At 60.8% G+C, this 20,193-nt stretch carries 27 protein-coding genes; 4 read left to right on the top strand and 23 right to left on the bottom strand.

Annotation, left to right across the window (positions count from 1 at the left end; all coding sequences use genetic code 11):
• Positions 1-20: 20 nt before the first annotated feature.
• From flgI to RCO24_RS10095, 7 genes are all read right to left on the bottom strand, one after another.
• Positions 21-1,133, bottom strand: a complete 1,113-nt coding sequence (gene flgI, locus RCO24_RS10125) for a flagellar basal body P-ring protein FlgI (RefSeq protein WP_308961796.1) — start codon at positions 1,131-1,133, stop codon at positions 21-23.
• Entirely contained in the window at positions 1,130-1,624 is a 495-nt protein-coding gene (gene flgA / locus RCO24_RS10120) for a flagellar basal body P-ring formation chaperone FlgA (protein ID WP_308961795.1), read from the bottom strand. The genes flgI and flgA overlap by 4 nt, the downstream gene beginning before the upstream one ends.
• Positions 1,625-1,648: 24 nt before the next feature.
• Entirely contained in the window at positions 1,649-2,437 is a 789-nt protein-coding gene (flgG, locus tag RCO24_RS10115; RefSeq protein WP_308961794.1) for a flagellar basal-body rod protein FlgG, read from the bottom strand.
• Between the two features lie 22 nt (positions 2,438-2,459).
• A complete protein-coding gene (locus RCO24_RS10110) occupies positions 2,460-2,798 on the bottom strand; it encodes a flagellar hook-basal body complex protein FliE (RefSeq protein ID WP_308961793.1) in 339 nt (112 codons plus the stop codon).
• Complete coding sequence (flgC, locus tag RCO24_RS10105; protein WP_308961792.1) at positions 2,798-3,217, bottom strand: flagellar basal body rod protein FlgC; 420 nt, start codon at positions 3,215-3,217, stop codon at positions 2,798-2,800. The genes RCO24_RS10110 and flgC overlap by 1 nt, the downstream gene beginning before the upstream one ends.
• 3 nt (positions 3,218-3,220) lie before the next feature.
• Positions 3,221-3,601 (bottom strand): flagellar basal body rod protein FlgB, encoded by a 381-nt coding sequence (gene flgB, locus RCO24_RS10100; protein WP_308961791.1) that lies wholly within the window; start codon positions 3,599-3,601, stop codon positions 3,221-3,223.
• A 143-nt stretch (positions 3,602-3,744) separates the two neighbouring features.
• Positions 3,745-4,383: a MarC family protein gene (locus RCO24_RS10095; RefSeq protein WP_308961790.1), complete on the bottom strand. Its 639-nt coding sequence runs from the start codon at positions 4,381-4,383 to the stop codon at positions 3,745-3,747.
• Positions 4,384-4,588: 205 nt separating this feature from the next.
• On the opposite strand from RCO24_RS10095, the gene RCO24_RS10090 reads away from it, so the two are divergent.
• A complete protein-coding gene (locus tag RCO24_RS10090; RefSeq protein WP_308962418.1) occupies positions 4,589-4,834 on the top strand; it encodes an usg protein in 246 nt (81 codons plus the stop codon).
• Between the two features lie 188 nt (positions 4,835-5,022).
• Here RCO24_RS10090 and RCO24_RS10085 read toward each other — a convergent pair whose 3' ends face one another.
• From RCO24_RS10085 to motA, 4 genes are all read right to left on the bottom strand, one after another.
• On the bottom strand, positions 5,023-5,493 hold the full coding sequence (locus RCO24_RS10085; protein ID WP_308961789.1) for a hypothetical protein: 471 nt from the start codon (positions 5,491-5,493) through the stop codon (positions 5,023-5,025).
• Between the two features lie 10 nt (positions 5,494-5,503).
• Positions 5,504-6,586 carry a flagellar biosynthesis protein FlhB gene (gene flhB / locus RCO24_RS10080; protein ID WP_308961788.1) on the bottom strand — a complete coding sequence of 361 codons (1,083 nt, stop codon included), beginning with the start codon at positions 6,584-6,586 and terminating at the stop codon, positions 5,504-5,506.
• A 74-nt stretch (positions 6,587-6,660) separates the two neighbouring features.
• Positions 6,661-7,041, bottom strand: coding sequence for a flagellar motor switch protein FliN (gene fliN, locus RCO24_RS10075; RefSeq protein ID WP_308961787.1), 381 nt, complete (start codon positions 7,039-7,041; stop codon positions 6,661-6,663).
• Positions 7,042-7,121: 80 nt separating this feature from the next.
• Positions 7,122-8,000, bottom strand: a complete 879-nt coding sequence (gene motA / locus RCO24_RS10070) for a flagellar motor stator protein MotA (RefSeq protein WP_308961785.1) — start codon at positions 7,998-8,000, stop codon at positions 7,122-7,124.
• Between the two features lie 283 nt (positions 8,001-8,283).
• On the opposite strand from motA, the gene RCO24_RS10065 reads away from it, so the two are divergent.
• The 3 genes from RCO24_RS10065 (at position 8,284) to fliI (ending at position 11,265) form a co-directional block, all read left to right on the top strand.
• Positions 8,284-9,078, top strand: coding sequence for a DUF1217 domain-containing protein (locus tag RCO24_RS10065; RefSeq protein WP_308962416.1), 795 nt, complete (start codon positions 8,284-8,286; stop codon positions 9,076-9,078).
• Position 9,079: 1 nt separating this feature from the next.
• Positions 9,080-9,805 (top strand): flagellar basal-body rod protein FlgF, encoded by a 726-nt coding sequence (gene flgF / locus RCO24_RS10060; RefSeq protein WP_308961784.1) that lies wholly within the window; start codon positions 9,080-9,082, stop codon positions 9,803-9,805.
• A 131-nt stretch (positions 9,806-9,936) separates the two neighbouring features.
• A complete protein-coding gene (gene fliI, locus RCO24_RS10055; protein WP_308962414.1) occupies positions 9,937-11,265 on the top strand; it encodes a flagellar protein export ATPase FliI in 1,329 nt (442 codons plus the stop codon).
• A 44-nt stretch (positions 11,266-11,309) separates the two neighbouring features.
• On the opposite strand, the gene RCO24_RS10050 is transcribed toward fliI, so the two are convergent.
• From RCO24_RS10050 to flgK, 12 genes are all read right to left on the bottom strand, one after another.
• Complete coding sequence (locus RCO24_RS10050) at positions 11,310-11,771, bottom strand: hypothetical protein (protein ID WP_308961781.1); 462 nt, start codon at positions 11,769-11,771, stop codon at positions 11,310-11,312.
• A complete protein-coding gene (locus RCO24_RS10045) occupies positions 11,768-12,241 on the bottom strand; it encodes a hypothetical protein (protein WP_308961779.1) in 474 nt (157 codons plus the stop codon). The genes RCO24_RS10050 and RCO24_RS10045 overlap by 4 nt, the downstream gene beginning before the upstream one ends.
• Before the next feature lie 3 nt (positions 12,242-12,244).
• A complete protein-coding gene (locus RCO24_RS10040) occupies positions 12,245-12,646 on the bottom strand; it encodes a rod-binding protein (RefSeq protein ID WP_308961778.1) in 402 nt (133 codons plus the stop codon).
• Positions 12,647-12,690: 44 nt separating this feature from the next.
• Positions 12,691-13,098, bottom strand: coding sequence for a hypothetical protein (locus RCO24_RS10035; RefSeq protein WP_308961777.1), 408 nt, complete (start codon positions 13,096-13,098; stop codon positions 12,691-12,693).
• A 6-nt stretch (positions 13,099-13,104) separates the two neighbouring features.
• Positions 13,105-13,860 (bottom strand): flagellar biosynthetic protein FliR, encoded by a 756-nt coding sequence (locus tag RCO24_RS10030; protein WP_308961776.1) that lies wholly within the window; start codon positions 13,858-13,860, stop codon positions 13,105-13,107.
• Positions 13,857-15,944, bottom strand: coding sequence for a flagellar biosynthesis protein FlhA (gene flhA / locus RCO24_RS10025; RefSeq protein WP_308961774.1), 2,088 nt, complete (start codon positions 15,942-15,944; stop codon positions 13,857-13,859). The genes RCO24_RS10030 and flhA overlap by 4 nt, the downstream gene beginning before the upstream one ends.
• A gap of 178 nt (positions 15,945-16,122) precedes the next feature.
• Entirely contained in the window at positions 16,123-16,389 is a 267-nt protein-coding gene (gene fliQ, locus RCO24_RS10020) for a flagellar biosynthesis protein FliQ (RefSeq protein ID WP_308961773.1), read from the bottom strand.
• Positions 16,386-16,823: a flagellar hook assembly protein FlgD gene (flgD, locus tag RCO24_RS10015; RefSeq protein ID WP_308961772.1), complete on the bottom strand. Its 438-nt coding sequence runs from the start codon at positions 16,821-16,823 to the stop codon at positions 16,386-16,388. The genes fliQ and flgD overlap by 4 nt, the downstream gene beginning before the upstream one ends.
• Positions 16,820-17,251, bottom strand: a complete 432-nt coding sequence (locus RCO24_RS10010; protein WP_308961771.1) for a flagellar biosynthesis repressor FlbT — start codon at positions 17,249-17,251, stop codon at positions 16,820-16,822. Before RCO24_RS10010 ends, flgD begins: the two co-directional genes overlap by 4 nt.
• Positions 17,248-17,595 (bottom strand): flagellar biosynthesis regulator FlaF, encoded by a 348-nt coding sequence (gene flaF / locus RCO24_RS10005; protein ID WP_308961770.1) that lies wholly within the window; start codon positions 17,593-17,595, stop codon positions 17,248-17,250. The genes RCO24_RS10010 and flaF overlap by 4 nt, the downstream gene beginning before the upstream one ends.
• Positions 17,596-17,631: 36 nt before the next feature.
• Entirely contained in the window at positions 17,632-18,681 is a 1,050-nt protein-coding gene (locus tag RCO24_RS10000) for a flagellar hook-associated family protein (protein WP_308961769.1), read from the bottom strand.
• Between the two features lie 10 nt (positions 18,682-18,691).
• A complete protein-coding gene (flgK, locus tag RCO24_RS09995; protein WP_308961768.1) occupies positions 18,692-20,161 on the bottom strand; it encodes a flagellar hook-associated protein FlgK in 1,470 nt (489 codons plus the stop codon).
• Positions 20,162-20,193: the final 32 nt, after the last annotated feature.

The following is a 20,193-nucleotide window of genomic DNA, read 5'->3' as shown; positions in this document are numbered from 1 at the left end:
GACGATTTCGCGCGCCCACGTCATTGCACGACCAGCTCCGCTTGCAGAGCCCCCGACGTCTTGATCGCCTGCAGAATGGCGATGATCCCTGTTGGCTTCAGACCCATCATGTTGAGTCCCCGAACCAGCGTTTCGAGATTTGTTCCACCCATGATGGCGAGGTTTGCGCCTTCCTGGTTGACGGAGACGAAGCTCTCCGGAACCACCACCGTCTGCCCGTCTGAGAACGGCTCCGGCTGCGAGACCTTCGCGCTTTCTGTGATACGAACCGTGAGGCTGCCATGCGAGACGGCAACCGTTGCGATCTGAACCTCGCGCCCGATCACCACAGTTCCGGTCCGTTCGTCGATCACGACGCGGGCGGGGCCATCCGCCTCCGTCACGAGTTCGCCGATCTCAGCCAGGAAGCGCGCCGCACCAACGCGTGGGGGCCGCTGCAGCACGACACTGCGCAAATCCTGCTCGCGCGCCGTACGCTGCCCGTACTTCTGCGACGTATAGGTATTGATCGCATCCGCGATGCGCACAGAGGTGCTGAAATCCGGGTTGCGCAGCTCCAGAACCAGCGTCGCCTCGTCGTCGAGCGAGCCCGAGACTTCGCGCTCGACCAATGCGCCGTTGGGAATTCGCCCCGTCGTCGGCACGTTCTGGCTGACGGACTCGGCCCGCCCCTGCGCCGAGAAGCCGCTGACGGCAACCGGACCCTGCGCAACCGCATAGATCGCCTGATCCGCGCCGTTAAGTGGCGTCATGACCAGCGAACCGCCGGCGAGAGACGTCGCATCACCGAGCGAAGACACCGTAACGTCGATCCGCGATCCCGCCCCCGCGAACGGAGGCAGATCGGCGGTCACCAGAACGGCGGCGATATTGCGTGTGCGTGAATTGGCGTTTCGGATATTGACGCCCATCTGATCGAGCATCGACTGCAGGGACTGCGCGGTGAACGGCGAATTGCGCAAGCTGTCGCCGGTACCGTTGAGACCCACGACGAGACCGTATCCGATGAGCTGATTGGCGCGCACACCCTGGATCGCGGTGATGTCCTTGATGCGCACACCCGAGCTTCCGCCCGCATTCGCGGGCAGGCTGGCCAGAAGAGCGAGAGCGATAAGCGCGAGCGCTCTCATCATTGCATCCCTACCCGCACCGTACCGTCGGCCTGCACCTTGCCGCGGATCGTCGTGCCGCTCTCCGTGTTGCGCAGGCTGATGATTTCACCAGCGGCACCCGCCTGAAGGGGGATGGCTGTTCCCGAAATCACGAGCCCACCCGAAATGAACACCACGACGGCCGGCTCGCCCTGCTTGATGGCGAACGGCTCGCGGATCGCGGTCTGCGCGATAGGGCGGTTCGGCAGCAACGTCTGGCGCGAAACCTTTCCGACCAGCATGTCGCGCGAAACCGCGTAACCTTTCACATCCGCACCGCGGAATTCCTGCTCGATAAGCATGGCGTCGTTGATCGCGTCGCCCGGATAGATCGTGACGCGCGGAACCGGCAGCACGAAATCGGCTGCAACAGCTGAGGAACCGAGCGATGCCGCGAGGACACCCGCGGCCACCAGAGCCGTGCCCGTCATCGCCGCGAACCGGCGATAAACGGAGCGGATTGCCTCAGCCATGATCGTCACCGCTCCTCTCGCGACTCAACGCATGTTGTTGGCGACAGTGCCGTACATCGCATCGACGGTCTGAATGACCTTCGAGTTCATCTCGTAAGCGCGCTGCGCGGCAATCAGGTTGGTGATTTCCTTCACAGCATCAACGTTCGAGTTCTCAAGATACTGCTGATGGATTTTTCCGAAGCCGGGATCCGTCGGCACACCGGTAACGGGATCGCCGGATGCTTGCGTCTGCTTGTAAAGATTGCCGCCCATCGGCTCGAGACCCGCGTCATTCACGAACGAGGCAAGCGTCAGCTGGCCAAGCAGCTGCGGCTCGTTCTGTCCGGGGACCGTGACGTAGATCTCGCCGCTTTCGTTGATCGTGATATCGGTCGCGTCCTGCGGAACCGTCATCGTGGGCTGCACCTCGTAACCGTCGAGGGTTACGATCTGGCCCTGGTCGTTCTTGTTGAAGGCACCGTCGCGCGTATAGAACGTCTCGCCGTCCCCGCCCGTAATCTGAAACCAGCCGCGTCCGTTGATAGCAACGTCCAGCTTGTTGCCCGTCTGCACGAGCGAGCCTTGCTCATGCAGATTTCGAACCGCGGCCGTCCGAACACCGAGGCCGACATAGGCGCCTTCCGGCACGTTTGCCCCGCCTCCGCGCGCCGGCGCACCCACCGCCCGCTCTGCCTGGTAGAGGAGGTCCGTGAATTCGGCTCGCGCCCGTTTGAAACCGGTGGTGTTGATGTTCGCGATATTGTTCGCGATCACCTCCAGGTTTGTCTGCTGCGCATTCATACCCGTCGCAGCAATGGAAAGCGCTCTCATGAACTTGCCCTGTTTTGCGTCGCTAGATCGTCATGCGGCTGATTTCGAGATAGGCGGAAACGACCTTGTCGCGGATCGCGATGCCGGCCTGCAGCGTCTGCTCGGAAGCCATCACGGCCTCGACCACCTGCTGCGTCGTAGCTTGCCCGCGCACGCCCGCGATCGCGGTCTGCTCGCCGGTCTTGAGTGTGCTGATGGCATCGAGCGTCATCTGCCCGAGCACGGTTCCGAAATCCGTGGGCAGCGCCTCGGTCTTGACCGCATTCGGCGTACCCGTGACGGGCGTCGGCTGCGCGAGCCCCTGCGCAGTGCCGGTGCCCGGCGTTCCAAACGGAGAAAGCTTACCGACGCCGTCCAGCATCATGAGCTCCTGAGAAGATCGATGGTCATCGAGATCAGAGACCGCGCCTGCTTGACCACCTGGAGGTTGGCCTCATAAGAGCGGTTCGTTTCCCGCATGTCGGCCAGCTCGACGAGCATGTCGACGTTCGGCAGCTTGACATTGCCTTGCTCGTCGGCAGCCGGATGGCTCGGATCGTATTCGATGCGATAGGGCTTCTTGTCCGTATCGACGCGGTCGACCTGAACCAGGTTTGCGCCCGAAACATCGTCGAGCGCCGATTCGAAGCTGACGGTCTGGCGCGTATAGGGATTTGCGCCGGGCGTGCTGCCGGTCGACGAAGCGTTGGCAAGGTTCTCCGAAACCACGAGCATGCGACGCGACTGCGCCTCGAGCCCCGAGGCGGCCACCTTGATCGCAACTTGCATCGGATCGGCCATGGCTTATCCCCGCGAAGCAGCCAGCAGCATGCGATGAAGAGTCTTCATGACGCTGGTGTTGCGCGCATAAGAGCCGGCAACCTCACCGGACTTCAGCATCTGCTCTTCGAGGCTGACGCTGTTTCCCGAGTGAACCACTTGCCACTTTGCGGCTTCTTCCGTCTCGGCATCGCTTCCGGTGCCGCTGGTGGGGGTCATATGGTTCGACTGCGTCTTGCGCATCTCGATACCGGAGGAATTCAGCACCGCCTCGAACGGCTCGACGTCGAGCGCCTTGTAGCCGGGCGTATTCGCGTTCGCGATGTTTTGCGCAACCACGGACTGACGCACGGACAGCCAGCGGTTTTGCTGAGATGCGACCGAGAAGAAATTGATGGAATCCATGAGCGCGCGCCTCGCCTGACCCTCCATCGGTTGTAGGGCGACAATCTTGTCCGAACCTTGTGATCGCCTTGCGCACGACCTCGGACCCGGCCGAGAAAGACTCGGCCGCAGAAAGTGTTAACACCTAGGGGAGCGTTTGATCTCTAGGCGCGGGAGGCGATCAGCCCGCTTGCACCGATGCCGTTGAACAGCGCCTGCACCGCGATCGCCGCCAGCAGGATACCGAACACCCGCATCAGAACCCTCTGCGCCGTCACGCCGATAAAGCGTGAGAGATCATGCGCAACAAGCAGAAGGACGAACGTAAGCGCCATGACCGTTGTCAGGGCCACAAGTGTCATGGAAAGCGCGACGGCATCGCCATGTGCGTTGGCGGCCAGCAGAATGCCGGCACTCATCGCGCCAGGACCGGCGAGCAGAGGCGTGGCCAGCGGAAACACGGCTACGTCATCTTTGCGTTGCGCCTCCACCCCTTCCGAAGGGGTCAACTTGAACGCACTCGTGGGACGCGCAAACACCATGTCGAGCCCGATCATGAGCAGAATGATTCCCCCGGCCGTCTGCAGCGCCGGAATGGAAACGCCGAGTTGCCTCAGCAGCGGACCGCCAGCGAGAGTCGAAGAGAAGAGAATCACCGCCGCGATGAGGGTGGCACGCACCGCGATCCGCCGCCGCTCCGCTTCCGCCATCTGAGGCGTCAGTGTCGCAAACAGCACCGCGGCCTCGATCGGCCCGATGGTCGCGAAAAAGGTCGTGAAGCTGGTCAGCGCCGCGGCAAGCATCTCGGGAGTCCGATTACGGATCGGGCAAGTCTACCCGAGCGATGCAATTGCACTAGGCAGCTTGTTAGCAATACGTCATGACTGCTGCTAAGTAATTGAATAAACATATGAATATTGAAAATTTCCGCGCTTGCCGTACACTATTCCGGTGAACCTGGCAACCCGGGAGCCGACCTTGAGCACCGCCGACACTGATTTTGTCCGCATGCTTGCGGGCTATAGCTTGACCACCGCCGAAATCATCTACCGCCTGCCCGATCATCCTTCATTGATGCAGAGCTACATCTGGCAGGAGTACGACCTCCATCCACGCTTTCCGAAGCTCAAGAGCTTCCTCGATTTCTGGACGAACAATCTCGAAGGAAAGCTGCACCAGGTGCTCGTCGCTCACGCTGGTCTGATCAAACCTCGCGAGCTGAAGCTGATCGGGGCCGAGTTCAGACTCAACTAGACCATGATCGTTTCGGACCTACGCGCTCCGATCGTCGCGACGCTGGCGCGGCGTGAATCGGCAGCGCCGGGAAATGTCCGAAGCGTGAATCATCGATCTCATCAAGAGACGAGAGCGGGATTGCTATTCGAAGAAGAGCAATCATGCTCTCGCGATCAGGCTCTTCTCTGAGGCGGTGGGTCGAGAGCTTAATGCCGTTCCGCCGCGGCTTCGGCCTGTGGCCGGCGGCTACGCCCGTGCGGAACGAGCCGGGCGTCGTCGATGGCCTCGATCAGGCGTTCGGTATTCCGGTCCGGGTCTTCCGATCCTCCCTCGAACGAGACGTAGCTCAATTCGATTCCCGCCTGCAGAGATTGCAGCACAAGGCGGAAGTAGGCGGAAACGTTGAGGTGGTGGAACTCCATATCGAGCGAGACGCACGGCGTGCATCCCCAGGGCAGATCGACCTCACCGGAAAGCCCAAAACAAATCGTGCCGGGCTTGAAGAACATCTCCGTCGAAGAATTCACGAGATTGCGAATATTGCCGAACTGCTCGGTCCGGATGTAGGCGATGAAATCGGCGGGATCGACGAGCCTCAGCTCCGAGGCAACATCTCTCATGCCATCGGCCAGTGCCTTCTCACGCTCGCGCGAATAGTCTTTGCCTTGTTTCAGCATATCTCGATCCTCACATGGTCCGTCGAGGCTGCTGTCCCCGCTGCTGCAGGAACAGGATGACGCCGGCCACGGCCTTGTAGAACTCCGGTGGAATCATCTTATCCACCTCGACGCTTGCGTAGAGCGAGCGTGCCAGAGCACGATCCTCGTAAATTGGAATGCCGTTTTGCTCGGCAATGAAACGAATCTTGAGCGCAATGAGGTCCTTGCCTTTAGCTAGAACGATTGGCGCGCCTCCTTCTTCCCTCACATACCGCAAAGCGACGGAATAATGCGTCGGGTTGGCGACGATCAGCGTCGCTCTCGGCACCTCCGCCATCATCCGGCGGCGTGAACGGTCTCTCTGCAGCGACCTGAGACGCATCTTGATCAGCGGGTCGCCTTCCGCCTGCTTATGCTCATCCTTGACCTCCTGCTTGGTCATCATGAGCTCTTTGCGCCACGAGAAGTGCGACCAGGCGAGGTCCGCTCCGACCAGCACCGACGTCGTCACCACCACCGCGAAAAGGAACTGAATGCTGAGATCCTGCATAAGGCTCGGGATCGCAGAAGGCTCCATGAAGAGCGCGTTGAAAATCTCCCGGTACGATCCTCCGAGCGCGATGTAGCCGGCCACCGCGACGATCGAGAGCTTGAACAAGCTCTTCAGGAATTCGACCTGGCCTTGAACACCAAAGATTCTGCTCCACCCCTTCTTGATGGAGATGCGCTCGAACTTAGGTTCGATGCGATCGACCACGAGCTGGGGTTGGTTCTGCAGGAAAGAGGCCGCAATGCCGGCAACCATAATCACGAGCACGACCGGCCCGACCACCTTGGCGGCTTCGAACGCGGCCACGTAGAGAATGGCAGAGGCATCCGCCCCGCTATTGATTACGAACCCGCCGGGATTGTCGATGAAGCTCTCGAGCGAGAAGCGAAGTTTGACGACGTTGTCGGCAAGCAAAAAGTAGACGGCGATCAGAATGGCGAGCATCGAGGCCAGCGTGGTCGCCTCGCGCGAGTGAGGGACTTGGCCCTTCTCGAGTGAGTCGCGAACCTTCTTCTCTGTTGCCTCTTCTGTTTTACTCTCTTTGTCTGGTGCCTCTGACATCGAGGTATGACCTGCTCAGAAGATGACGAGAGCTAGCGAGAGACGGCCGCGCGAGGCGGGCTCAAAAACCGAAATCAGGCGACGCGCGTCGGCGCGGCGCTTCCGATCACTTCGGTAAGAGACACGCCGAAGCGGGAATTGTCTTCGTCGAGCACCACCACCTCGCCGCGTGCAATGACGCGACCGTTGACGACGACGTCGACCGGCTCTCCGACCTTCCGGTCGAGCGGCACCACCGCGCCACGGCCAAGCTTCAGAACGTTGGCCACCGGCATCGTGGCCGACCCGAGCACGATCTTCACCGAGACGGGAATCTGCAAAACCGTTTCGAGATGGCGGGGCTTTTGGCCCGCGACCGGCTTTGCCGCGGCCTCTCCGGCCGGATCTTGCGCCGAATCAGCAATCGACTGCAGCTCGGCTGCGGCGGGACGATATTCGGAACCCTCTTGGCTCATCGCGATCTACCTGAGTTGAGTTCGACTGTTGCTAGTTTTCATTCACCCGCAGAGGCGGGACAACCGCACGGCAACACGGACTACGCCGCCTTCTTCGCTTCTCCGCCACCGCCGCCGACCGTTTCGGCCTCGACCTCGTCGATCGTCGGACGCTCGTAGGCGGAGATGGTCTTGCGGCCATACTCCACCGCAACCTGCGGCATGGCCCCGTTCATGAATGCAAGAAGTGTCTGTTTGGTCACGATGTAGAGACGCATCTGCTTCTCGCGACCACCCTTCACTTTCGTCGCGATCGGCCCGAACACGCCGTAAGAAAAGAAGATGCCAGCGAAGGTGCCGACCAGCGCCGCACCAATCAGATGGCCAAGAACCTCTGGCGGCTCCGAAATGGCACCCATCGCTTTGACGACGCCCAGCACCGCCGCGATGATGCCGACGGCGGGAAGCCCGTCGGCAATATTTGTGATGGCTTGATAAGCCTTGAGCTTGTCACTGCGAAGCGTCTGGATTTCCTCATCCATCAGCGCTTCGACCTCGTGGGTACGCGCATTGCCGATGATGATGAGGCGGCAATAATCGCAGATGAAGATCGTGAGATCCTTGTTCTTCAGTACGGACGAGAACTTCTGAAAGATCGGGGATTCCGCCGGCATGTCGATGTGCTTCTCGACCTCGTTGCGAGGCTTGCTGCGCAATTCCCGCATCAGCGAATAGAGCAGCCCCATGATATCGAGATACTGCCGCCCCGTGGGCGCCGCATTGCCGAACGCCTCGCCAAACGCCTTGCCGGTATCCTTGATCACCTTCATGGGGTTGGCAACGATGAAGGTGCCGAGCGAAGTGCCTAGAATGATGACGAATTCCCAAGGCTGCCAGAGCACGTCGACATGCCCGCCCATGGCCATGAAGCCACCGAGCATGCACACCAGCATAACCACAAGACCGAGGACGATCGTCACGAGCTAACCTCGCTTTAAAGGTTGTTAACGCATTACTAGCGGGTACCTCCTTGTGCGAGCCTGATCAGGCCTGTGGCCACGCGGTGCATATCCCCGGCCATCCCCTGCCTCCGAGCAGCCTCCGCAAGTCACGTCGAAAGCGCAGTCGCGTCCCCTGAACTCCCCGAAACCGACATCGAACCGTAGAGATTGGCCCCGGCTAGTTGCAGCACGAATTGACGTCAGCCTGAGGCAAGGCGGTTTGACCAATCTGGCAACCCGAGACACGCGAGGCTCGAATACCGTGCTCACGACATCCGACAGCTACAAACTGATCGCAAAGGACCTCACGAGATCTCTATCGACGCTCGCGAAGGATCCTCAGATCGCCCGCGAATCGAAATATTATCTGGAGCATATCGGGCAAATCAAAACGGTCGACGATTTCGTCAACAACGACCGCGTTTTTCGGTTTGCTATGAAGGCCCTCGGCCTCGAGGACATGACCTACGCCAAGGCGTTCGTCAAAAAGGTGCTGAACGAAGGCACATCCGACCCGAAAGCCTTCGCCAACACATTGGCAGATCAGCGCTTCAAGGAGTTGGCGGCGACGTTCAACTTTGCCGCCAAAGGCGAGAACGCCACCACAACCGCCGAAGCCCAGCAAGGCACCGTCGACCGCTTTGTCCGCCAATCGCTCGAGCAGAAATCCGGCGAGCAGAACGAAGGCGTCCGTCTCGCCCTCTACTTCGCCCGCAAGGCCCCTACCATATCGAGCACCATGGGCATCCTGGCCGACAAAGCCCTGCTCAAGGTTGTGCAGACAGCATTCAACATTCCCGCCCAGACGTCGTTGATGGACATCGACAAGCAGGCGGAAATGTATGGCAAACGCATCGACGTCAGCGATTTCAAAGATCCGAAGAAGCTGGAGACGTTCATCTCGCGCTTCACGTCCATGTGGGAGCTGGAAAACGGTTCCGCCGCCTCGTCGCTCTCGTCGTCGCTTGCGATGCCCCTGATTTCAAGCCCCACCACTATCGGCATCTCCGCCGATATCCTCGCCAGCCTGCAAACCCTCAAACTCGGAGGCCGCTGAAATGCAGCCCAGCCTGTACGTTTCGCTTTCCGGCCAGATGTCGCTGATGCGTCGTCTCGACACGCTCGCGCACAACGTGGCCAACGTGAACACGGCAGGCTTCCGCTCCGAGGAAATCAAGTTCGAGCAGCTCGTCTCACCCAAAACCGATTCACCCACGGCCTTCGTGACCGCCCGCGAAACCTATATCAACCGGCAATCCGGCGAGCTCGTGCGCACTGAAAATCCTTTCGATGTCGCGGTCTCGGGAGATGGCTGGCTAGGCATTCAAGGCCCCAACGGCCCCGTCTACACACGCGACGGCCGCATGATGATGAACCCCGAAGGCGAGCTCAGGACACTCAACGGCTATCCCGTCCTCGATGTCGGCGGCGCGCCCATCCAGCTCAACCCGAACGGAGGGGCACCGAGCATCTCGAGCGACGGAACCATAACCCAGGGGCAGGCTCGCGTCGGCGTCATCGGCCTGTTCACGATTCCCGAGCAGGCCAATCTGGTGCGCTTCGAGAACTCGGGCGTCATTCCGGACATGGCAGCCGAACCCGCGCTCGACTTCAACAAGACGCGCGTGGTTCAGGGCTTCATGGAACAGGCCAACGTCAATCCGGTTTCCGAAATCTCGCGCCTGATCCAGATCCAGCGGTCGTTCGACTCGATCAGCAACGCCATGAGCCAGACCGAGCAGGTTCTCTCCTCGGCCGTCAAAACACTCGGCGAGACGAGCTGACGTAATCCGTATGGCCCCTGAAGCGCCGAGACTCCACAATGACTGACGCCGCCGCAAGCACCAAGGCACCGGACGACAAAACCGCGTCCCCGCCGCGCCAGCCAAATCTCCTTGATCGGCTCGCGCTGCGGATGACCCATGCCTCCACCTCGATCCCGCTGACGCGGATGGGCGGTATCGTTACGCAAGTCACCCCCGCCTACGTGCAGATTTCCGGCCTCTCGCGTCAATTGAAGCTGGGCGATTGCCTGAGTTTCGGATCCGGTCCCACGCCGCAGCTCGGCGAGGTTGTCCGCATCGATGGCGAAGGCGCGACCGTCAAACCCTTCGATGCCAATCTCAAGATCGGGCCCGGCGAGATCGCCTGGCAGCATGGAAGTCAATCCCTCCGGCCCCACGCCTCGTGGAAGGGCCGCGTTCTGAATGCCCTCGGCGCCGCGATCGACGGACAAGGGCCTTTGCTCGAAGGCCCCCGCTCCTATCCCTTCGACGCCGAGCCGCCGGCCGCCATGAGCCGCGAGCGCGTTCGCTCTCCTCTGAAATCTGGCGTGCGGGTGATGGACCTGTTCACCCCCCTTTGCGCCGGACAGCGCATCGGCATTTTCGCCGGCTCCGGCGTCGGCAAATCGACGTTGCTGTCGATGCTCGCGCGCTCACGCGGTTTCGATACCGTCGTTCTCGCCCTCGTCGGCGAGCGCGGCCGTGAGGTACGCGAGTTCCTGGAAGACGCGCTCGCGCAGAACCGCAGCCGCGCCATCACCGTCGTCTCGACCGGAGACGAAAGCCCGATGATGCGCCGCCTTGCTCCCAAGACGGCCCTTGCCATCGCGGAATCCTTCCGGGATGCGGGAGACAGCGTGCTGCTGATCATCGATTCCGTGACCCGCTTCGCTCACGCCGCCCGCGAGGTCGCCCTCGCCGCCGGCGAAGCCCCTGTCGCACGCGGCTATACGCCTTCGGTATTCAGCGAGCTTCCGAAGCTCCTGGAGCGGGCCGGTCCCGGCGCCGAAGGAACCGGCTCGATCACCGGTGTCTTCTCGGTGCTCGTCGATGGCGACGACCACAACGATCCGATCGCCGACAGCATCCGCGGCACCCTCGACGGCCACATCGTTCTCGATCGCAAGATCGCCGACCAGGGTCGTTATCCGGCCGTCAACGTGCTGACGTCCGTTTCGCGTCTCGCCAATACCGTATGGTCGGCCGAGCAGAGAAAGCTCGTGATGATGCTGCGCGCGATGATCTCCCACTTCGAGGACACGCGAGATCTACGTCTCATGGGCGGTTATCAGAAGGGCGCCGACGCCGAGCTGGACAAAGCCATCGACATCGTTCCGAAGCTATACGAGGCCATGAAGCAGTCTTTGGGCGATCAGCCGAGCGTCGATCCGTTCCAGGAGATCGCCCGCGCCCTCGCTCCCGATCCCAAGGACGACGGGCAGAAAGTCGCGACGCGATAAGCCGCGCGCCACCCTTCCTTTTGCCCGCTGCCCGCTGCCAAATCTTACAGCTTCGGCGGCCCGCGAACGTCTTTCTTGGGGATGTAGGAAAGCTGGTCGATCAGGACGTCGTGAACCATCTCGACCCCGAGACGCTTGTTGACGTTCTCACCGATCCGCTTTGCGAGCAGCGGAAGATCCTGCTTCTTCATGTTCTGGAAGTTGACCTGCTCGCCGGCGTAAATCGTCTTGAACGCCTCGTCGAGAACGTAGACCTCGGGGTTGATGGGAACCTGCACCAGCACGTTCTTGTCCACGGTCAGCACGAACTGCGCCACCATGTAGCCCTGAATGATGCCGCCGCCGATGATCGGCACGTTGATCGCCTTCGTCCTGAGTTCCTCGAGTTTTTTGTCAGAAGCGGCCGTTTCACCCGTTCCGCTGTTCTTCTGCAATTGGAGCACGCCGAAGACGGCGCCCACCGTCACCATCGAAACCCAGATACCTATGGCCAAAAGCTTGATCATGAGCGTCTGTAGGCGAGCGAAATCGCTTGCGTATAGGTCCCGTCGGACTCGGAATGGCGGATCGCATCCGCAAGCGAGGTCGAGATCTCGCGCACCGCCTCCAGATGGAGTTTGAGCATGGCTTGGTTGGCCGCAAGCTTCGCTTTGAGCGACCCGACACGCTCCACCAGTGCCGGACTCGTGCCCACGCTCTGGAAGTTACGCAGCGTCCGCGTCAGTTCGAGCAAAGCCTGGCTCTTGCGGTCGTTAAAGTCTTTGAGGTTGATAGCTTGCCGGTTCTTCAACGCCCACGTCTCCTGCTCGACGATCTCCTCCAGCCTCTGGATCGAGATCTCGACCATCGGCAAAAGGGGACCACGAGCCGCAGCTGGCGCCGCAGCGGCACTAGCCGCTGGAGGCACAAAAGCCGGGCCGCCATTTGCGGGCTTGCCTTGCGCGGGGTGTGAGGGCTGGGAATTACGCTGAAACATGGCTTAGTCTCCGGAATTGATCTTCGTCTCGAACGGCCCTCCGACCGAACCGTTCAAAGTGGATAGGTGGCTCAGGACCTCATGCGAGGAGAAGCCGCCCGGTCGAACCGGCACCACGTGCCCGGCCCTTACATAGTCGGCGATCCCGAGACTTCCGCGCTCGGCAACCTGCTCGGCGATTTTTTCGGACATCATGGATTTCCAGAAGTCGCCGGAAATCCCCGAGCCGTAAACGCTTTCCGAGCTATCCGGCATCATCTCCTGAATGAAGCTCTGGAGCACGAAGGACTCGAACTTCTGGGCCGCGTCGGGCGTCTTGCGCACGTGTCCTGCACGTGACGAAAGCGCCGGCTCGCTCGCGGCCTTCGCGTCTCCAACCGGTCGAACTGTAAGTTCAGCGGCCAAATTACGGCCCTCTCGCAGGGGACACTTCTTCCCCTCACCATGACTCAGGCGTCTTGCTTGGAGCTTGCGCCGCTCAGTGCGAATCGCGCTTCCAGCAGCTCCTCGAGCTCTTCGCGCTCCTCCACCCGACGCAGTTCGACCGCCAATTCCTCCGAAAGCCGCTCCGAATTGCGCAGCCGCCCGCTGTGCGCGAGCAGAACCCGCGCCTGCGCCTCCATGACCGGGAGCAGCTTGGTTTCCTCTTGTTGAAGCGACTTGAGGCGCCGAACCGTCACGTCCGTGAACAGCCCATGCAGAGCGTCCTCGCCGGAGAGCGCGTTCGCCAACTCGCGTTGCTCCGATTGGCACTGGTCGAGCGATTGCTTGAGACGAGCGTACTTGAGTTCCTCCAGGCTGTGCAGATGCCTCTGGACCTCGACGATACGTTTGAGACTTCGGACCCGGTCGCGCATAGAGGCTTACCCGTTGGCAAGAAACGTCTGGAACCCGCTTATGAACAATGTCAACGCTTCGCTGAACGTGAAGTAGAGCAGCAGCAGCCCACCCGCCAGTACGAACGGCGCCGAGATGAAGTAAACCGGAATGAGCGGCGTCATCTTGTTCATGATGCCGAACAGAAAGTTGATGATCAGCGAGTAGACGAGAAATGGGCTCGTCAGCTGCGCAATAAGCGTGAACGAATCCGAGGCCGCATCCGTCACTTTCGCGAGCGCGAACTGCGGATCGAAAAGATCCGTTATCGAGATCACGGAATACGAAGCGATCAGCGCGCGCATCACCTCGATGTGCAAACCCGTGACGAACAGCAGAACCGTCGCGGTGAGCGTGAGCAGCGTCGCGACCGCCGGCGCCGGTTCGCCTTCTTCGACCGGAGGATCGGCCATGCCGCTGAAGCCCATCAGCATCGCGGCAGCCGTTCCCATGAACTGCAGCGCAAGAAAGAAAATGCGCGCCATCACGCCGATCGAAGCACCGATCAGCGTCTCCGACAGAATGAGTTGCACAACAGTCGGCGGCGTGGCCTTCGCGAGATCTCCCTGCACCACCGGGATGACCAGCGGAGCCAGAGCCAGCGTGACGGATACCGCCAGAAACACGCGCACCTGCACCGGCACGCGCGGACTTCCGAAGCCCGGCATGATCATCAGGCAGCCGCCAATCCGGCAAAACATCAGGAACGTCAGCAGCACCGTTCCTGCGTTGATCGGGATCACGAGATCGTACCCAGAGCCTTGACCTGCACGCCGCGCGCAATTTCGAGGTGAGATAGCACCGGCAACGTCGGGAACAGGCGCTCGGTGACCATGCGAACATAGGGCCGCGCATCCGGGGCCGAGACGAGCACGAACTGATGCCCCTGGTCCAGAAGTCCGCGGATCACCTTGGAAGCTTCCGCTCCGAACTGCTCGATGAGGCGCGGATCGATGTCGAACTCCACCACATCGCCCTTGACGTCGCGCTTGAGGCTCTGATGGAACGCCAGATCCCATCGATTGCCGAGCCTCAGAACCTTGAGGACGCCCGCATCCGAAAGATCGCCGCAGATCTGCTGGGCCATGCGCATGCGAACGTGCTCGGCCAGCTGCTCCGCGCGCCGCACGTGTGGCGCGATTTCCGCGATGCTCTCCAGAATGAGATGCAGATTTCGGATCGAAATACGCTCGGCGAGCAGGAGTTTGAGAACGGCCTGAAGCCCCGAATAGGAAAGCTGTGACGGTATGATCTCGTCGACCAGCCTGCGATACTCGGGTTCCAGCCGGTCGATGAGAGACCGCATGTCCTTGTACGACAGGAGCTGCGACAGGTTTCCGCGGATCACCTCGCGCAGATGCGTCAGCATCACCGACATCGGATCGACCGGATTAAAGCCTTCACGCTTGACGGTGTTGGCGAACATCTCTGAAACCCAGAGCGCCTTCATGCCGAACGCCGGCTCGCGTGCCTCGTCGCCCGGAACGTCCGGAACCGGCCCGTCGCCGGTAATGACCAGAACGTCGCCGATGCGCAGTTCCTCCGAAGCCACCACCGTGCCGTGGATCTTGATCTGGTAGGTCTTGCTCGGAATAGCGAGATCGTCGGTGATGCGGATATCCGGCACCACGAAGCCGTACTGCTTGGCGAAGGCGCGGCGCATGCGGCCAACGCGATGAGCGAGTTCCCCTTGCGAGGAAAGCAAGGCCGTCGAGAGCTGCTTGCCGAGCGAGATCTCGATTTCGGCCGTCTTGAGCTGCTCCTTGACCGACTGCCGCGCTTCCTCCTTGGATACCCGTTCTGCTTCCGCCTTGACCGCGTCCTCGGCGGCCTTGGCTTCGGCGAGTTTCTTCGGAATTGAAATCGAGACGAAGATGAGCCCGCCCGCCAGCAGTGCGAACGGAAGGAACGGAAGGCCTGGCGCAATGGCAAGCGCGAGCAGAACCGTGCCTGCGACGGCAAGTGCGCGCGGATAGTTGCCGAGCTGGCTGAACACCGCCATTTCGGCAGAGCCGCGTACGCCGCCCTTCGACACCAGAAGGCCGGCCGCCAGCGAGATGATAAGCGCCGGAATCTGGGTGACGAGACCGTCGCCGACCGACAGCCGCACGAACACGTCGGCGGCGTGCGCGAGATCCATCTCGTGACGCGTCACGCCGATGATGATTCCGCCGAACACGTTGACGGCGGTGATGATGAGGCCCGCGATCGCGTCGCCGCGCACGAACTTCGAAGCACCGTCCATCGAGCCGAAGAAGGCGCTTTCCTCTTCCAGCTCGCGGCGGCGCCTCATCGCCTCCTTCTCGTCGATGTTACCCGCATTGAGATCGGCATCGATAGCCATCTGCTTGCCAGGGATCGCGTCGAGGGTGAACCTGGCGCCCACTTCCGCGATACGCGTGGCGCCCTTGGTGATGACGAGGAAGTTCACAGTGATCAGGATGACGAACACGACGACGCCGATGACGAAGTCGCCGCCCATCACGAAGTTGGCGAAGCCGGCGATGACGTGCCCGGCCGCCGCATGTCCCTCGGCGCCGTTCGACAGAATGAGGCGCGTCGTCGCCACGTTGAGCGACAATCGCAGCATCGTCGCGATCAGCAGAACCGTCGGAAAGGCAGAGAACTCGAGTGGCCGGTGAATCCACAGCGAGACCATCAGGATCAGCACGGCAAAGGCGATGGAGAAGGCCAGGCCGATGTCGATCATGATCGCCGGCAGCGGCAGGAACAGCACCGTCAAGATAATGACGATGCCGACCGCAAACCCGATGTCGCGTGTGCTGCCCCTGGACGCTGCGCCTGGAACAGCAACGGTCGTGGCCATACTACCCCCGAGCTAGACCGAGATCGCCTAAGCCCCCGCCGGGCCTATGCGCGATTCAACGGTCTCGCAAAAATTCCTCGTCAGAGGGGGAGTCTGATCGACCAACCTTGCGCGAAGGTCTCCGCAGCCGGATCGAGGCTTAAAAAGCAAAGCCCCGCGATACTTTAGCGACCCTACGTCAGAACCCGTTGGGGATCCGTGCGTAGGTCTGCTCGGCGAAAGCGAAGATCACCGAGCCGACGAACGGAGCCGTGAACGAGGTCACGACCAGAATGGCGATAATCTTCGGCACGAACGTGAGCGTCATTTCCTGGATTTGCGTCAGCGCCTGCAGGAGCGCGATCAAAATGCCGACGAGCATGGCAGCGACGACGGCAGGAGAGGCCGCAATCACGACGGTCCAGATGGCGGCTTGCCCGATGTCGAGTGCGTCGGCTGGATTCATGTTGCAGCAGCCTCTTCCGTCGGATTGCTGATTTTCACACCGGCTTCCATCAGCACCGTCTTGCCATTTTCGAGCACAGCCTGCGCACCGTCCGAGAAGATCCGCACTGCGACCACCTTGCCGCTCACCTTTTCGTCGGCGGACGTCACGACCTTGCCGATGAGCCCGTCTGCCTGACCGAGAGCATTCTGGGTGACGATCGCGTCAAGCTTCGCATTCATCTTCACCGACTGCTCGACGTTGGAGAACGACGCCAGCTGAGAGACGAATTGCGTGGAATCCATCGGCTTGGTCGGATCCTGGTACTGCATCTGCGCCGTCAGCAGCTTCAGGAACGCGTCATAGCCGAGCGTGGACGTTCCGGTCGACGTACCGGTCGTCGTGCTCGTATTGGTAGTGGTGGTCGTCGATGTCGAAGTACCAACCGTTGTCATGCACCCGCTCCCACCACTCTAAGTTCGGCACTGCGATTGCTGCCCATGATCGCGTCTTCGATCGGAACCAACGTGCGCAGCGTCTTCAGCGCCTGGAACGGCGAACCGTCATCCACCTGCTTGCTGATCTTTTCGAGACCGGCCAGAACGATGGGATTCGCGAACGTCTGCATCAACCAGCGCATGGTATCGATGTAGACGCCTCGCGCCATCTCGATGCCCGCCGGCTCCATCACCATCGTCTGAAGGATATAATAGAGCTGGCGCAGCGGCGTCACCGTCTGCTGCGCGTGAATGATCTCGCTTTCGAGCAGATACGGAACGTCATTGAGGATCTCGAAAGACGTCCTGCTTTCGAACTTCAAGACGGCGCCGTTGAGGAAAATCCTTTCGCCGGCGCGAAGCGTGACGCGTGTCGTATCGCTCATCTCAATCCCTCTGAAATTGTTCTCGACACATCGATCAATCCGACAAAATTAGAAGAACGCCCTTGCCGGATCTCCTCCGCCTCACGCATCACCCATAGACCCACGGAAACGAGGTCCGCCCTGAGCTTCGGCGGCAAGCCATTCTCGGCTTTTGCCAAATCCTCGATAAAAATCCCCCATAGCTTGCGCACGAAGTAGATCGCATCGACCGCCTCGCGAGATTGCGGCCCCGCCTTCTCGGCGAGCTGCAGGAGTTCGATCGAGCGTTCGAGCGCCGTCCGCTCGTTCTCACGCGCTTCTCTGGGGTTCTCGTCAAGAACCTCGTTGTAGTAGAACTTGTACATTTATGTTCCCAAGTCTCCGGACGGTTGCATTGGTCCTCAGATATGGTTGATCAGGCTCAAATTCTGCAGGCGGGCAGTCAGTGCGTAGGCCGTTTCGATTTGCGTCAGCAGGGCATTCACGTTGGCAGTCGCCTCATAGGGGTCGACACCCTCGAGCGTCGTGATGTGCTCGTTCATAATCGTCACCTGAATTTCAATGCGCTCGTTCGCGGCCGCGATACGCTCTTCGGACGTGCCGAGACCTGCACGAACCTGGGTCAGGTCTCCAACGGCCTGACCGACCACAGCGATGGCCTTGTCGAGAACCGTTTGATAGGCCTCCTCGTTCAGTTCCTCGAGGCCGATGTCGGAGATCATGGTGTAGGCCGCGGCGATCGAGCGAAACGCCGCCTCGTTGGCGTTTGTCGAAGTTGCAATTCGCTCGTTACTATTGATCCGGCTCGTGATGTTTTGCTCCGAAGCCGCCGACCAGTTTGCCGTCCAGTTCGCAGTGTCGAAAAGATCGTTGAAAGCACCGTCGAGGAACGCCGACATTTGCGCCCCTGAAATGCTCTCCACGCCGGACTGCGACTGCGCCACCCCGAACTCGTTGACAAACGCATCGGCCATCGCCGTCCGGGCGGCAGACGTCGGCGTTCCGTAGTAGTCGGTGAGAGGCTTCACGTCTGTATTGACGCCAGCAAAGATATGAGCGCCGTTGACGGCGGTATTCATCGCCGCGTTAAAGGAGGTGAGTTTCTGCTTGGCGTCCGTGATAGCGACATTGTCGCTCGACCGCGACGCGCGCGCCGCGACCAGCGTCTGCAGAAACTCTTGCGCCGCCTCTCCCACGCCTTCGAGCGTCGTCTGCGTAAGCTCCAATCGGGACGAAGCGACGGCGTTTGTATCCTTGAAGGTGTTGAGCCGGTCGAGATCCTGCCGGAGCGAAACCGTGCGCTGCGTGAGATAGCCGAGGCTCAGCCCCACGTCGGCGAGACGTCCGGTGGTCGCTTCCTTCTGGCCCTCGGCCAACTTGACCTGCAGGTTCGTACGCGTTTCCCGCGTCGCGTTGGTCAGAGCTGCCGTTGAGACTGTGGTTGTTTTCATGGCGCTCTACCTAGATGGCTCCGATAAGCGCTCTGTACATTTCATCGACGACACTTATCAGCTTCGACGAGGTCTGGAACGAACGTTCGAGTTCGAGCATCAGCGAAAGCTCCTCGTCGAGATTGACGCCCGTGAGCTTGCTGTAGGATTCGAACGACCGCTGATTCAGCGTATTCTGGTATTGATAGGCATCGTCCGAGACTTTACGCGCCTCCTGGAGCCAGGCGACGGACGTGGACGAATAATCGGCGAGCTTTCCGCCCGTCGCCAGCTTGGCCGCGCCGTCGAACGTATAGTCGGCGCTCATCTTTTCGATGAGCTGATCGATGCGATCTGTATAGCTCGCAGATCCGTTCGTGTTGTAGACGTAGTTCGTATCCAGCGGATCGGAAATGGCGCCGTCTCGCAGCAGCGTCGCCGTTCCGCCCTGATCGGGATCGACGTTGGCGTTGACGCGAATGGCCTTCGCGAGCCCGCTAACCAGCACGCCGTCGGCCGGAATGCCGGTCGCACCTGCATAAGTAAAGAGGCCCGGCACGTCCGGACCGCCACCGACCTGATCGGACTCGGCGAAAGCCGTAACGAGCACGCGAGCCATTTCATCGAGCTGCGCTTCGTAGGAGAGCGATAGGTCGTCGCGCGCCTGAACGAGGCCGACAATGCGCCCCGACTGCAAAGGCATCGTCGCATTGGCGCCCGTAACGGGAACACCGTCGATAAAGACGGCATTGCCGGGAAGGCCAGGCGACACGTTGGAAGTGCGAGCAAACGTTACGCTGCGCGGTGACCTGTCGAACAGCGTCACTCCACTGTCGGAGTAGATCGCCATGTCGTTGTTTTCGCGCGGAACCGTCCTGATGCCTAGCTCGTTCGAGAGGCTGGCAAGGATTTGATCGCGTTGATCCTGGAAGTCCGTAACGTCGCTGCCGCTGACCGTTCCCTTGACGATCTGATCGTTCACCGTCTGGAACTGCGCCAACAGCGTGTTCATACGATCGACGGACGCTTGAATTCCGGTATCCGCGTCGTTGCGCACCTGCTGCACGGTGGCCGCCGCACCGTTGAGGCCATCGGCGAGATTGCGCGCATCGCGAACCGCCGCTTCGGCCGCAAGCTTGCTTTGCGGCTGGGCCGAATAGCTCTGCAGGGAGTTCAGGAGCTTGTTGATCAGCGCGGCCGGCGACGCATCGAGCTCGACGTCGTTGACCGTCGCGTTCAGGAGATCGAGCGAGTCGACGATGGCCGAATGCGTTGCTGCGGCGGAGGTGGAAGAGAGAATCTGGCGGAACAGCACAGGCTGTTCGGCGCGCGTGATGCCGGACGTGCGAACGCCCGATCCGGGGATCGTGACGACCTCGACGGACTTGCGCGTATAGTATGCCTTGTCCGCGTTGGCGATGTTCCTCGAAACGACCGAGGTCTGATCGCCAGATACGAAAAGGGACGAACTTGCGGTGGACAAACTAGCCGATAGGCTCATCGCGCGCGCATCCCCCCTAGCTCATCCCAAAC

This window comes from Hyphomicrobium sp. LHD-15 (assembly GCF_031157355.1).
In the GTDB taxonomy this organism is placed as follows: domain Bacteria; phylum Pseudomonadota; class Alphaproteobacteria; order Rhizobiales; family Hyphomicrobiaceae; genus Hyphomicrobium_C.
The sequence above is the reverse complement of the archived record's forward strand: the minus strand, read 5'-3'. Positions and strand labels throughout refer to the sequence as shown.